Here is a 14679-nt window from a genome sequence, read left to right as displayed (position 1 = left end):
GGCGGTCGTTACGCGGAATCCCGCATGTGACACTCATGATGTTCTCTCGAGCAAGAGATCCGCGCTGTCCCCAAACCGGTAGCCGGCGTGTTTCCTAAGATTGACCTGCGTGAGAACGCTGCCTACGGGGACCTGAGCCGTCTCGTCCTCCGTCAGCAACTGCAGAACACCACGCGCGATGCTGCGACGCGTCCTGGCCCAGCGAACAGCGAAAAGAACCGCGTCAGCCCAGCCCGTCAGTAGCCTGGCCTCAGGTCCTCCAAGTCCCAGCGGTCCATTTATGATGACGATGCTGTACATCGAGCGCAGCTCATCTGTGACCAGGGACCCGTCGATCATGGACAGTTGCGGCAGCAGATCCTCGGATGGTGCGAGTGCCATGAAGTCGATTCCAATTTCAGGCATTCCCGTGACCGCGTCGTGCAGCGGACAACGGTCGCTCATATAGTCTCCAAAGGATTTATGCGGCTTGAACGCACCGAATTCGTTCAGAAACTCGTTCGTGAGGCGGGCGCCCGTGCCGTCAAGATCGAGAAAAAGCACTCGTCCCCCAAGTCGGGTAGCTGCCAAGGCGAGGCTCCATGCGAGCTCGGTCTTGCCATCATGCCGGACGCTGGACGTGACGAGGATGACGTGCGACGCACGGCCTCTCGCTTTGTTGAGAGCCACGGTGACAAGGAGAGAAGTGACGGCTCGGCTGTAGCTGCAGTTTTGCTGGCCGAGAACCAGCTGCTGTAGTCGTTTCGCGTGTATCGTGGGCGCTTCCGGTATCAGCCCCAGGCACGGAACCCTGAGCGCGGCTTCAGCTTCGGCCCCGCCGCGCAAGGTCTGATTGAGACGGCTGCGGACCAAGACGAAGACCCCGCCAATGAGGCCAAACACGATCATGCCGGGCGGAATAAGAAAGATGGGCGGCAGTGTTTTTGGATTCGTTGGCGGCCATGCCGCTGAAAGGATCGAGACCCCGGGCAAGGGAGTTGCGATGCGCTGCACCAGATCCTGTTGTTGGGTGAGAAGCTGGTTGTATCGCTGCGTCAGGATGCTGACCTGCGGCTCGAGCGCACGCAAGCCGGAAAGCCGGCCGGCTGTGTCGGCCACCACCGCATCGAGCACATTCTTACGGCCCTCCAGAGCAGCGATCTGGGCACGGTAGATGTTCCCCTCCGCCGCAATGCGAGCAGTGCCTTGTTCGATCTCGCCGTTGATCGCAGTGCTAAGGCCCGCATCCGCATTGTCGTTGGCTTGGCGGGCCGCCATGTCGGCCAATACCGGAGACCCGATCGCTTCGGCGAGCGCCGCCACCGATGCTCCTCCCTCTCGCAAAGCCTCGATGTGCTGAAGGCGAGATTCCGTCGCTGAGAGATCCGCTTTCGACAAGGATATCTGCTGACTAAGTTCGGCTGTCTCCTTGGCAGCGTTATCCGCCGCACCTTGATCGACCGCGCCGTGGCTCAGTCGATACTTTTCCAGGCGGTCGGTCGCTTTCGCCAGGTTGCTTTGTACGACCGGCAGGCTGGCGACGATCGAGGCGAGTTCCAGCCTGTCTGACGCCCTGCGCTTCTGTGCGAGATCGTCGATGTATACTTGGACGAACGTATTGGCCACCAGGGCGGCTCGCGCCGGATCGTCGTCGGTGAAGCCGACGGTGATCACCCTTGATCTCAGTTCCTGTCCAACCCTCATGCCCTTCCGCAATGCCTTGAGTTCGGCTGCATCGGCCGCCTCCGGCCCGCCCTGCGGCCAAATCCTTTCTAGCAGACCAGCTGCGAAGGTGCGTATGTTCTGCAGGTTGCCGCCTACCGGGGCGGCGCGGGAATTTCCGACATCACCTTGCTCAGCAATGTTGCCGATCTTTGTCTCGCGTAGGGCTGCCACCAGGCGACGCAGATGCCCCTGCGAAGAGAGCATGGTTAAGTGGTCATCAATGCTCGCATCCAGCATCTCCTGAGCAGAATCCGCACCTCCGGGAGCCGCGTTCCTGCCAGGAGCATCGACAATCACCTGTGCGGTCGCCTCGAACAGGACAGGACGCACAAAACCCGCAAGCCCAGCCAACACTCCGCCCAAAATCACCATTGCAAGCAGGAACCATTTTCTCCTCGCGATGGTAATGAGGAGTTGATGGAAGGGGGTCTGCGCGTCGACCTGTTCGCGCAGGAATGGCCTCATGCGCGGATTGATCTCGCGCGTCGGCACGTGCATTTCAGTGGCGCGCGGAAGGTGAATTCGGCTGACTATGGAACCTTCCATCTCATACTCCTGTCAGTTCGAGCGCTGTGGACATGCCCGTTGCCGGCCCGGCGGACCGCCCGGCCTCGTTGCGCCAGGCCTGGAACATCAACGCGGGCCACAAATCGCGAGAATGATCCTGTCTTCCGTCAAGATGGTCGCGCCAGCAGGTTTCGACCTTCGCAAAGTCGAAGATCCCATCTCCGGAGAGGCGTATATCGGCGACTAGATCGCTGGCCCAGATGCGCAACGGGCCGCTCAGCCAGACTGCTATGGGAACATCGAAACCCTGCTTCGGCCGGTCGATCAGCCGTTGCGGAACATAGCGGCTAAGCAGCTGACGAAGAAGCCACTTGCCTTTGCCATTGCGGACCTTCGCATGTGCCGGCAGCCGCCAGGCGAATTCGACAACCCGATGGTCGAGAAGCGGGCACCGGCCTTCGAGGCTATTGGCCATGCTGGCGCGGTCCAACTTCACCAATATATCGTCGGGCAGGTAACCGGCCATGTCGTCGTACAAGAGACGGGACAGCAGGCCATCAAGCCGGGGGGACCCTTGAATTGATGTGGGCGGCGTGTGGAGTGCGAGGCTCCCGGTCGATGCTCCGGTCAGCCGTCGATGCAATTCGTCCTCATCTGGCGCAGCGAGCAGCCGAGCGAGGCGATGCAGCCGGTCGCTCCGCAGCGCGTGCCGTCCACTCGCCGAAAGCGGCAGCTTGCCGACGAAATCGTGACGCGCCGCACGGGCCAGCAATCCGACCCCTGCAGCAAGCGCGTGACGCAGCGGCGACGGCAGCGCATGCTGTCGTTTCAACCGCGCAGCCATGAAATGACGAGCGTAACCGGCGAAGCATTCATCGCCACCGTCGCCTGATAGCGCCACCGTAACGTGCTGGCGAGCGAGCCGCGCCACGAGCAAAGTCGGTATCTGCGATTCATCGGCGAACGGCTCATCCCAGATCCGCGGCAGTTCCGGAATGACTTCACGCGCAGCGGCTGCTGAAAGGTGGAGTTCAGTATGATCGGTGCCCAGGTGCCGCGCGACCTCCGCCGCGTGGGGAGCCTCATCAAACCCGCCTTCTCCGAAAGCGATCGTGAATGTGCGCACCGGTTTTGGCGATTGGGCCTGCATCAGCGCCACAACCGTGGAGCTGTCGAGGCCACCAGACAGAAAGGCACCCAGCGGCACATCGGCTATCATGCGTTCCCGGACGGCAAGTCGAAGCAGATCGTCGAGTCCATCGGTCAGTTCTTCGTCGGTACCGGCGATTGGATTCTGTCGACCGTTCGCGGCGATTTCAGACAGCGACCACCAGTGTCGGGCGCGTTGCGAAAGGGATGCGGCGCTGCGCGCCTCGGCAAAATCCGCCGCCGTCACAGACAGGACCGAGCCCGGAGGTAGCTTGAACACGCCTCGCCAGATGCAACAGTTTCCCGGTACCCATCCTTTCGAAAGCATTGTCGCGGCCGCGTCGAGATCGAGCTCCTGACAGAAACCTGGAAAACGATGGATTGCCTTCAACTCGGAGGCAAAAACGAGCGCATCGCGCGTTGCAGCAACATAGAGCGGCTTCTTGCCCATTCGGTCGCGGGCGAGATGGAGGGTCCTGGTCTTTAGATCCCACAATCCAAATGCGAACATGCCAGCGAAGCGCGTGAGTGCGGTGTCGAGACCCCAGCTCTCGATTGCGCACAGCATCACTTCGGTATCGCTGGCGCCACGGAACCGATGGCCAGCGTCTTCAAGCTCGCGGCGCAGATCGCGGAAATTGTAGATCTCGCCGTTGAAGGTAATGGCATATCGGCCACTTGCCGAATGCATCGGCTGGCGTCCTGCTTCCGATAGGTCGACTATAGCCAAACGTCGGTGGCCGAAGGCAATGCCGGCTTCGCGATTGATCCAGAAGCCTTCGCCATCAGGCCCACGATGACGAAGGGCCGTCGTCATCTGGCCAATTGCCCTGAGCGGTTTGATGTTGGCGGCATCGGGTGCAAGGAGAATTCCGGTAATCCCACACATGCCATCACCTCAGGTCGCTAGAGGTTGCCGAAATCGTTCGCGGCGTTCCGGCAACAAGGCAAATGGTAAGCGCAAACCACACGATTGGATGGCGGATGATCAGATGTGGCATTCCGAAGATGACGATCGACACCACCAGCACGAACAGGGCATCGAGCTTCGCACGCCATGCGCATAAAGCCGCCGCGCCGACAATCCAGGCCAGGGCCAGGACCGCAACCAAACCACCTTGAGTGTACAGATCGAGAATCGTGTTGTGAGCCTCGAAAGGCCGGGGCAGAAATTGGCTGTAGGAAATGGGCGGGCGCTCCAGATGCGGGCCAGGACCAAGGCCCAGGGATCCTGACGTTAGGCCCTTGCCCAATGCATCTCCCCAGAGATGGATTCGAAGTGCAGCGGTTTCGGCGGTCGCTTCGCCGCCCTTGTCCTTGGTAAGACTCAAGGCGAACTGTTCGACGCTGCCCACCTCCGTGACGATGTAAGGCGTCATCGACATGGCCAACGGAAGGAAGCCAATCATCAGCAGGAGGGTAACTTGCCGGGACAGGCTGACCTTGCCGTCACCGGCTGCGAGCCATGTCCGAACCCGCAGCCCAAGAAATATCAGGCCGACCAGGACCGTCGTGTAAAGATAGGTATCACTCTTCGTCAGCCTTCCGACATAGATGATCAGGATAAGGCTGCTGAGCCCGGCCAACCTCGCCCACGGCTTGCTTGTAGTCGTCGCAAGATGCAAGGCGAGCGGACCAAGGAGTGCGCAATAGAGCGCGAGCTGGTTGGGGTTCTCGGACCAGCCTCGGAAGCGATCCCAGTACCAGGGATCGACGCCGGATTGGTGGATCCAACCCCATCCAAGTGCCAGCTGAACAATAAAGCATGCATTCGCAATCGCGACCACCCACCAGGCAGCACTGCGCAGACGGCGATCCGCGTCGGGCTCCGCGGCGGCCAGGCAGGTGACGCAGATCAGCAGCAGGTAGGCTACCCCATCGTGCATCACCACCGACAGATACAGTACCGTGGTCAGGTAGCCAACGATGGTGCCAATACCCAGAGCGAGCGTGATGATCAGCCAGAAGCCCGCAACACGGATCAGGGCGGGCCTGACTACCAAGTGACCGCCGGCGAGCACCCGCCCGATCGACAGCATGATCCAAAGCGCGAGAAACAATTCGCCATAGCCGAAGGGCAAGCCCGGAACTGAGAGCTGCGCCGCATACGACATGGCCACGCCGCAGGCCAGGATCGCGTCCCGGATCATCGGCGCGCTCCACCCGATCCGCGGTTTGCAGCAGGCTCTTCAAGCAACACCGGCGATGCCGGTCGAGCGAAGCCGCCCTGGGATTTGGCACTAAGGACATTGTCGTAGAGATCGCAATATTGCTCGACCACCCAGGGCAGCGAGAACTGCGTCCGGACGAGCTCGACAGAGCGAGCGCCCATGGTCCGTCCTTTCCGGCGGTCGGACAGGACCTCTATAATTCGAGAGGCAAGGCCGTTCGCATCGTGCGGGGGGACGAGATGGCCGTTCCATCCGTCCTCGACCACCTCATTGCAACCAGGCATCATCGAGGCGACGATAGGCAATCCCGCGAGCCCTGCCTCCAGCAGGACGCGCGGAATCCCTTCTCGGTATTGTGTTGGAAAGGCGAACAGATCGGCCATGCCAAGAAGGGCAGGAACGTCGCGTCGTGGACCCAAGGCGATGACATGCGGCACATGTCGATCGATCTCAGCCTTGTCCACTGCAAATGGGCCCTCGGATTCCAATGGGCCGACAAGCACGAAACGGGCATTGGGCCTTTCCGACAGGATGCGAGGGACTGCCTTGAGGAGTGTCGGGATGCCTTTCTGGCGCGTTAGCCGGCCGACAAAAATTACGATCTCGGCGGATTGGAGCCCAAGCTCTTCGCGCATTTTCATCGCCGACGGGGCAAGATGCCTTGCCATGGCGAACGCATCGACGTCGATTCCAGAACTGCGGATCACTCGTCCGCTGCCGCGTCCGATCAGTCGGTAGCGTTCAAAGAATGCCTGATCGTCCCGATTCTGGAACACCGTAGCCGCCGTCCATAACGACGAAAGCCATTGCAGTCCGCAAAAGATTGGGCGCAGGGCAAGGGCGCGCGGTTCCAGGGACGAGAACGTCCAGCCCAGACCGTTGATAGTGCGCACGACTGGAACGCTTCCGCGCACCGCAAGTGGCGTCACCAGGTTGGGCTTGGTGTCGAAGCTTTGGATAATGTCCGGCCGGAGTTCCGCCATCAGCTTTCGAATGGTTCTGATGGCGGCCCATTCTCCGCTGCTGCTGGAAAATCGGTCGAAACCGTAGCTGCGATGCGGAATGCCATGCCGCAGGAATGCGGCTTCACCGCCGCTCGACACCGCAGTAACACGGAATCCCTTCTCTCGCAGCGACATCAAGAACGGAATTCGCAGGGCATGATCCTCGCCTCCGACACACACCAGATGCGGATTCATCCTGCGTCTCCTGACCGTTCGCTGTAGCCCGATCGCGCGAAGTGGCCGGCCCTTGAATTTGCTTTCATGGTGTTGGTTTCGCTACCCATCTCGCCCAGGTCACGGTAGGGGCAGGTCTTGCCACTGTCCTCGTCTGTTTAAATGACGCAAACCCTGTCCCGGCAGCGGGCCGCCGTACCCAGCCGGTTCAGGTCGCCGCGCGTTGCATCAAAGAGGTCGGCACTGCCCGGGTGCCGAGCGCAGAGTGGTCCGCAGACAAACGGCTCGCGCTCCGCGGCACACTTTCCTGTCATTGCTGGCTGTCGTCGGAAAGCCGCCTACTTTAGCGCGGCTCCCATCATCGTCTGGATGCGCGAAGTTTGACCACGCGGGAGGTGATCGTCCGTGCCTCCGAGGCTAGCAGGATTGGAATGCCGTCGCGAACCGGATAGGCAAGTCCTGCGCTCTTCGAAACGAGTTCATCGCGATCCGAATCCCAGGCAAGTGAGCCCTTGGTCATTGGGCATACCAACCATTCTAACAACTCAGGGTTGAAAGAGGCATTCTCTTCGGCTCGCTTATCCGTATCCATCTGCTATTCCTTTCTCGGCCGTGACATCAACAGTGAGCTCCGGCGCGAGCGCCCTTGGCGATACAAGCCGTCACCCGACGTCATCGCTGTAATTCGTAGGATTCCGGCAAGTGTCATAAGCCTTGCAAACTGCACAATCACGCTAGGTGCAGGCTTGGCCACTGTCGTCGTCCGTTTGAATGAATCGACATCGAACGGAGCCGTATGGCGGCGAAGTTGAACGTGAGGCGTTAAAAGCGTGAATGGAGCAAGCACGATCGGCCATATCGCCATAGGCGACCGGAAGGTTTTGTTATTGAAGACCGCTCGCGGCTAATGCTCTCGAGCCGGTGTCTGATCCTTCCGGCCAGTCAATACGGGCGACGAAATCGTAAACCGGGCCGCCGGGTACTCCCCAATTGCTTGACCAGATCACCTGTGAACCGTCCGGGGACGGCGAGGCGTGGGTCTCACTCCAGTAGTCGAATGGAACGTTCTTCGTCTGCACAATGCGCCGGACCTCTCCGCTGCCGTCGATGCGCAACGCGATGACTTCCCGCGCATACGGCGCCCAAGCCGGATATTTCGATACTTCGTCCGGATTGCCCGAATAGGTAAGGAACACCCAACCGGGCCTGTCCAGCGACCTGAGCGATGCATGCTGTGCTTCACCATATCTCATGAGCGAGGTGACTTTCCCATCTGACAGCCTTCGCTTGATCACCTGGTATATGTCTGGATCGGACTTACTGATCCCCACATAGATTTCGCTGCCGTCGGCATCGACGGTCATGTCGCCATGGCCAGGCCGATGATGCTCAGTCCATTTCTGGCGCAGAACGCCGTCAACAGAAAAGATGAGCGTCTGTTCAGTGTCGTCTTTCAGGTTCTGAATGCATAAGATGTTGACGCCCAGCGGCGAGATTGAGCAGGCGCCGTTGGCTCCGACAAGCTGTGCGAGATCGATTTCCGGAAATTTCCGCCGCTGTCTGAGATCGTAGGCAAAGACGACCGCTTTGCCGTCCCGGCGAACCGCGCGTACGGCAATACGGCTGCCATCACGGCTTGGATTACCTTTGTATGGCCCGAACTGGAGATTGCTACTGTCAGTCGAAACAAACAGGACCTCCTCATGATTGGTGCGTGGCGCCCAGGTCGAGATTTTCCGACCACCGACGCAGATCATCAGGTCGGGATCGTGAGGATGCCATTCGCATTCGGTCGATCGATCACGGCGAAAAAGCGGGGCGTAGGTGCGCCCATCCAGGAAGCATAAGCCGCCGCAGCCGTTGCTGATGACAAGAAGGCTCTGATCCGAATTCCAGGCCTGGGCGCTCGAATAGCGGTGGCTGCAATATTTGCTCCCGCATGCGATGCCGGCGCCGAGGATTCCGGGTTTGGTTATTCGGGTGAAAGTTGTGCCAAATGCCGCATCCTTCGCGGCGTGCAGGTAATCCGGCAGGTCCATGGCTACCGGCGCGACGAACTTTGTCGATGCGACGTCCTCTCCACTCACCGCCCCGTGGATAACTATGGATATCGCGCTGACAGCAGCTAACGTCAACGCCAAGGCAGTCTGGTAGCGAGAAAAGCGCATGTCATGTCAACTCGCGCGGTTTCTTTTCAATAATTCGATTTTCCATATTATTGGATATCTTCTTGTCGACGCTTCAAAACCGCATCTCTCTAAGCTTCAACTCTTTTAAATTTCGCCCGCGCCGCGCCGAACTTGTCGATTACTCCACGCGCTATCATTTCTGTGGCAGCTGTGAGCCCGTTCGAATCTAAACTTTCGACGCAAGTTGTTGGCACGGGAAACGATCCAAGTTGTTCCCCAATGAGATTAACGTGGTCAATATGATCAAGACTGCTCTGCAGATCGACTTCGAGGAACTTCTGAATGATACCGAGGTTACGCCGGCGTTCCTTCAGACGGACCTCTAGAATTTCCCTTGGCGCCTGCAATCGGACAAGCAGATCCGGTTTGGGTAGAAGCTCGAGCGCGCGCGACACCCTTTCACGATCCGTTACGCCGCTGAACAAAACCAGTGAACATACGAATTGCACCATACCCTGGTCAAAAATTGAGATCGTGTCATTGGACGCTATTGCCGCGCGCCAAGCTTGAAGAAGAGCTTCAAGATGCCAGTTCAGGCGAGCCGCCCACAGCTCATTCTTGGGTGGAAGAATCTTAAGCACTTCTGCACCGAGAGAACGCTGTCCGATCCACTTTGAATGCAAGCCGGAGACCAGTTTGAAGGCGGCCCTTCTAACCGGATGTCGGCGGTCACCGGTCTGCAAAACAACACAGTAGCCCTGAGCTCGCAAAACGTGCACCAGCTCGGACGCTAACGTCGTCTTACCAGCACCGGACGGCCCAAATAGCTCCAAGATCATCTTTCAATCCAGACTGAGGGAAGCCTACTGGCAGTGACGTCATGTCCATTTGCTGAAGCGAACGCCCATCTCTTCCTGGGATGTCTAGCCGACGAGCCAGGAATCCGCGCCATCCGTATGAATGACGGTGTGGTCACGTTAGGATATCGACGGACGCCAAAATCGTGAACGGAAGGAGTGCGTTTCGGTGACTATCCTTCCGGATTGCCTACCGTCCGTTTACCGTTCCGTCTCCGAAAGGGATGTGCAGTAGCCCTATTCCCCAGCACACTTCCGCGCGGGCGCGGCAGTCATGAGTTCGGCATGTCTCATCCGTTCGAGGGATGCGAGACACCCAGCCTTCTGGAAACCTTCTCTGTGATGGACGCAGCCAACTGGCCGTTTATCCCCTCTATCGCCAATAGGGCAGCTTGGTCGGCTATCCAATGAACGTGTCGGACAAAAATCTTCGATCTCATCTGCAGGAGAAATCGTATGAAAGCAGGCATATGAGCGAGAACCTCGAGCCACATCAGACGGCAGCGGCAAATACGGCTATACCTGCCAATTACAACGCCAAGGTCGCGGCAGTCGCGGCCTATGAGCTCCCGACAAAACAGAGATATCAAGATCCGAGTTTTGCGAGCTGGTACCTGAACGGCTATGCAGGCCGGTTGAAGCTGTCCACCGTTGCGTCATACGTCATTGCGCGACGGGAGCAACGCTGCATCGCCAAGGCGCTGGAGAGGTGCAGCCCGCCTCCATCTCAGGTGCTCGATATCCCATGCGGAACCGGGAAGCTGGCCGGCGTGCTGGGCCAGCATAATTGTCGGGTGCTGGCTGCAGACATTTCAATGGAAATGATGGCCTTGGCTAAATCAGCATATGAAGGTCAATCCGGATTTCGGGGATTCATCCGATGTGACGTGACGCAGCTGCCGTTCGCCGACGAAAGCTTTGATACGGTGGTCTGCCTTCGCCTCATTCACCTTATCCCGCCACATCTCAGGCGCGACATTATCATTGAGCTCGCGCGCGTTGCCAGCCGTCGCCTGATCGTATCCTACGGCCTTGGCACCCGCCTCCAGAGAATACGGCTAAGGCTGCGGAAGTTGATCACCGGAAGGATGTCGGCGCCTCATCCCGTCAATCTCACCGTTGCACGACAGGATTTCGCGGCGGCGGGGCTCAAGCTGGTACGCTCTTTTAGCGTCCTGCGGTTCCTGTCCTGCGAGCAGCTGTTCGTACTTGAGAAGGTAAAGGCTTGACCTGCCGCCGGTTTGCAGTCTTCGCGTTAGCACTGGTATTGCGGATCAGGCCGCTGATGGTTGTCAAAAGCTGAAACGGCTGCGGGAGGTAGCTGTGGAACCGGCAGGCAAGGCCATTCCGGCGCGCATGGCATCACTCGACCTGCTGCGCCTAGCTGCAGCCCTCGCGGTCGTGCTCTTTCACTATCTTTTTGGCGGCGCGATCGCGGGCAATCTCGACGTGGAATATCCTGCCGCAGCACCTTACGCCATCTACGGCTATCTCGGCGTCAATCTGTTTTTCCTGATCAGCGGTTTCGTCATCGCGTGGTCGGCCGAAGGTCGAACCTGGCAGGAATTCGCGGTCGCCCGCTTCGCCCGGCTTTATCCCGGATTCCTCGTCTGCATGACCGCGACGTTTGTTGTTCTCGTCGTCGCCAAAGATCAGCGTTTTCCGACCGATGTTCCAACCTATGTAGCCAATCTTTCCATGTTCGCCCGCCTCTTCGGCAGGCCGTCCATGGATGGCGTCTACTGGTCGATCATGCTCGAGATCCTGTTTTACGGCTGGGTTGCAGTGCTGATCTTTGCCGGCGCCTTTCAGCGCTGGAAAATACCCATCGCGGCCATCTGGCTCGCAATTTCGGCAACCAACGAGTTCTTCTTTGGGAACCCGGTGATACGCATTCTCTTCATTACAAACTATGCGCCTTTGTTTGCCGCCGGCATCCTCGCGGAAGACATCGTTGCAAGGGGCCGTTCACCGGCTGCGTTTCTGTTTCTTGCCGTCGCGTTCCTGGTGTCTTGCCAGACCGCAATGTTCTCTCATAACTGGATGCAGGAGCACTTTGGCGCAGCCATTTCGTATCCTGCTCTCTTCACCGCCAACATGGTGGTCTACGGAGTCTTCGCTGGCGCGATATTGCTCCGCTCCGTGATTGCTCCATCCAAGGCTATCATGATGCTCGGAGGGTTGACTTATCCGCTGTATCTTTTGCACCAGTATATCGGCTACATTTCGCTTAACGCGCTGGCGCCTCATGTCGGCAAGAACGCCGCATTCTTCGTCGTGTTGGCCGGGGTCCTCCTTGCCTCTTTTATCGTCTGGCGCTTCATCGAGACGCCGGTACGCAAGCCGCTCGTCCGCGCCCTGGTGTCTGGGATATATCGCCTTGCACCAGCCTCGCGGCCAATCCGGCCAACCTCTTCCGCGCGAACGTCATGATCAGGAGCTTTCGGCGGATGCCGCAGAAGATGTTTGAGTCCAACCGTCGCCTCGCGGAAAAGGCAACTGGGTAGCCCCACGACGCCTGCACAAGCGAATACATGATCTGTGGGTCAATCCGCAGGCGAGCAGCAGGCCGGCGATCAGGCGAGACAGCACCGGGGTTCCTTCCAAGCCGCCGATGTTGCACGGCACCGCTGTTGCGGCAATGCCGGCTGCGAGGCGCATTCGCATTTCGGAGAAGCGCCGTCTAGATCGGCAGCTTCGTCGATTGTGTCACATTTTGTTCTTGCTTTGTGCCGGCAGCTATGCTAGTAATTTGGGTACGGTGCAGATTCGCACTGACGACCCGCCGCTAGGCGGGTTTTGTTTTTGGTCTGGTTTTCAGATTTCCCGGCCGTCCTGCGTCGGACGGCTTCTCGACCGCGCCATTCGAGCCAAGCTCCACACGGTCGGATCAAGTTAGCCGAGTCTTATCCCGAATAGAACCATCCTTGGCTGGTCGTCGATACCGTTGCGGAAACGAGTTCGAAGGGAGCGCCCCTCCAACGCTCAATCCTACTTCAAACCTCAATATTTCTGTCAGAGGGTGTCGGTATGTGATTTGGCGCTAATATACGCCGTCTGTAAGTAGGCACGGTCGAAACAGAAAAAGGAATATTGGATGACAACTCTGCATTACACGTCAGGTGGATCGGGCACGGAAATTTCGCAAGCCGGATTCAATCTGGCCGACGTTTCATCTGTTGACCAACTCAATGCGCTGCCGGACGGTATGAAGGGCTTGGTCTACCTCAACGAAACCGACGGAGCGACGTCGTCCTTTATCGACAAGATCACGCCTTTCATCGGCAATCCGAAGCTGTTCGGATTCTTCCTTGTCGACGAGCCGGATCCCACCGGCCAATGGGGCACCTACGCCTCCGCCGCGAATCTGAAGGCAGAATCCGACTGGATTCACGCCAATGTGCCGGACGCCAAGACCTACATCACGATGATGAGCTTGGGGACGTCCGCGAATCCGGATTTTTCGAACACGTACAATCCCGCCAATACCGGTATCGATTACTACGGCGTGGATGTCTATCCTGTCCGCACGGATGGCGCGGTCGACTATAACATGATCGATAAATTCGTTGCCGCCGCTCAGGCATCGGGCATCCCGACGAGCAAGATCATTCCAGGCTACCAGACGTTTGGCGGTGGCGACTATAACACCGACATGGGTGGCAAATATGTCGTGCCCACCGCCGCCGAGATGGAAACCATGATGGACCACTGGGCCAAGCTGGTTCCGTCACCCGCCTTCGAGTACGCGTACGCCTGGGGTTCACAGCGAGGCGACACCGCGCTTGAGAGCTCCCCGGAACTGCAGGCCGTTTTCCGGCAACACAATCTCAGCACCGCCGGGACTGCTCCTTCCGAAGCTGCGGCCACCGATCCCATTTCTACGGCGACGGTCCCTTCCGAGGCCACCACCGGCGATAGCACCGCGACTGTCACCGCTCCTTCCGAAGCCACCACCGGCGGCAGCACCTCGACCGCCACCGCCCCTTCCGAAGCCACCTCCAGCGGCGGCACCTCGACCGCCACAGCCCCGGCCGAGACCATCACCGGCGGCAGCACCTCGACTGCCACCGCCCCTTCCGAAGCCACCACCGGCGATAGCAATCATGGCAAGACCACGCTTTCGCATCTCCTCGCCGGCAACGGCGGTTCGATTACTACCGCCGCCTCCGGCGCTACCGCCAGCGATGGCAGTCATGGTAAGACCGCGCTGTCGCCCCTCCTCGCCAGCGACGGCAGTTCGACTACTACCGCCGCCTCCGGCGCTACCACCAGCGATGGCAGTCATGGCAAGACCGCGCTGTCGCCCCTCCTCGCTAGCGACGGCAGTTCGACTGCTACCGCCGCCTCCGGTGCCACCACCAGCGATGGCAGTCATGACAAGACCGCGCTTTCTCACCTCCTCGCCAGTGATGGCAGTTCGACTGACACCACCCACGATAATGCCGGCGACAAGGTAAGCGAGGGCAGCAGCGTTGACCGCATATTGGCCTCGTTGAGCCATTCTCTTTCGGCTGGCTCGGAACTTCTCCCGACCAACGATCCATCCGACAAGACGGCAACCAGCCTGATCCGCCACGGGTTCGCGCAAACCGTCCAGCCCGATGAAAGTGTCGGCGCCCAGGCAAAAAACGGCGCCGCCGCCGAGATCATGTCTGGCCACGGAGGCAACAACGATGCCTTCGACTTCAGCAAGCTTCAGGACAAGCTCCACCTCGATCAAGCCGCTCTTACCGAGCTTAAGTCGGGCGGGCTTTCATTGCATACGTCCCCTGCTGGTACGGCTGCCGATGATGGTTCCCACCACATCATCTTTGACAGCTCAACCGGGTCGCTCTCTCTCGACAGCGACGCGGTCGGCAGCGCAGCTCAAGCGCAGCTCGCTACCCATCTCCCGTTGCAGCATCACTCTTTGATCTGAAAACCGGAGCGGCGGACCTTCAACTCGAGCGTGTCCGCCGCTCCGTCCGTGTTCAATTGCGCC

The 14679-nt window shown here is 59.2% G+C and carries 10 protein-coding genes; 3 read left to right on the top strand and 7 right to left on the bottom strand.

The annotated features are described in order from the left end of the window. Positions 1 to 33: 33 nt before the first annotated feature. From NKI54_RS04215 to NKI54_RS04185, 7 genes are all read right to left on the bottom strand, one after another. Positions 34 to 2250, bottom strand: coding sequence for a GumC family protein (locus NKI54_RS04215; RefSeq protein ID WP_352635874.1), 2217 nt, complete (start codon positions 2248 to 2250; stop codon positions 34 to 36). Between the two features lies 1 nt (position 2251). After that, positions 2252 to 4249: an asparagine synthase (glutamine-hydrolyzing) gene (gene asnB / locus NKI54_RS04210; protein WP_023675612.1), complete on the bottom strand. Its 1998-nt coding sequence runs from the start codon at positions 4247 to 4249 to the stop codon at positions 2252 to 2254. 4 nt (positions 4250 to 4253) lie between these two features. Continuing rightward, positions 4254 to 5510 (bottom strand): O-antigen ligase family protein, encoded by a 1257-nt coding sequence (locus NKI54_RS04205; protein WP_023675611.1) that lies wholly within the window; start codon positions 5508 to 5510, stop codon positions 4254 to 4256. Further along, the gene (locus NKI54_RS04200; protein WP_023675610.1) at positions 5507 to 6730 is read right to left on the bottom strand and encodes a glycosyltransferase family 4 protein; all 1224 of its coding nucleotides are present in this window, start codon (positions 6728 to 6730) and stop codon (positions 5507 to 5509) included. Before NKI54_RS04200 ends, NKI54_RS04205 begins: the two co-directional genes overlap by 4 nt. Before the next feature lie 337 nt (positions 6731 to 7067). After that, positions 7068 to 7301 carry a Trm112 family protein gene (locus NKI54_RS04195; RefSeq protein WP_023675609.1) on the bottom strand — a complete coding sequence of 78 codons (234 nt, stop codon included), beginning with the start codon at positions 7299 to 7301 and terminating at the stop codon, positions 7068 to 7070. 292 nt (positions 7302 to 7593) lie between these two features. Next, positions 7594 to 8877, bottom strand: coding sequence for a hypothetical protein (locus NKI54_RS04190; RefSeq protein ID WP_352635871.1), 1284 nt, complete (start codon positions 8875 to 8877; stop codon positions 7594 to 7596). A gap of 89 nt (positions 8878 to 8966) precedes the next feature. Further along, complete coding sequence (locus NKI54_RS04185) at positions 8967 to 9677, bottom strand: AAA family ATPase (RefSeq protein ID WP_023675607.1); 711 nt, start codon at positions 9675 to 9677, stop codon at positions 8967 to 8969. Between the two features lie 425 nt (positions 9678 to 10102). On the opposite strand from NKI54_RS04185, the gene NKI54_RS04180 reads away from it, so the two are divergent. The 3 genes from NKI54_RS04180 to NKI54_RS04170 all read left to right on the top strand — a co-directional run bounded on the left by NKI54_RS04180 (position 10103) and on the right by NKI54_RS04170 (position 14616). Further along, the gene (locus tag NKI54_RS04180; protein WP_084640985.1) at positions 10103 to 10924 is read left to right on the top strand and encodes a class I SAM-dependent methyltransferase; all 822 of its coding nucleotides are present in this window, start codon (positions 10103 to 10105) and stop codon (positions 10922 to 10924) included. A 94-nt stretch (positions 10925 to 11018) separates the two neighbouring features. Then, the gene (locus tag NKI54_RS04175) at positions 11019 to 12128 is read left to right on the top strand and encodes an acyltransferase family protein (protein WP_352455315.1); all 1110 of its coding nucleotides are present in this window, start codon (positions 11019 to 11021) and stop codon (positions 12126 to 12128) included. A 664-nt stretch (positions 12129 to 12792) separates the two neighbouring features. After that, positions 12793 to 14616, top strand: a complete 1824-nt coding sequence (locus NKI54_RS04170) for a calcium-binding protein (protein ID WP_352690758.1) — start codon at positions 12793 to 12795, stop codon at positions 14614 to 14616. Positions 14617 to 14679: the final 63 nt, after the last annotated feature.

Origin of the sequence: Mesorhizobium sp. M0663, from assembly GCF_040320585.1 — a bacterium.
Lineage (GTDB): Bacteria > Pseudomonadota > Alphaproteobacteria > Rhizobiales > Rhizobiaceae > Mesorhizobium.
This window is presented reverse-complemented; position numbering and strand designations above follow the sequence as displayed.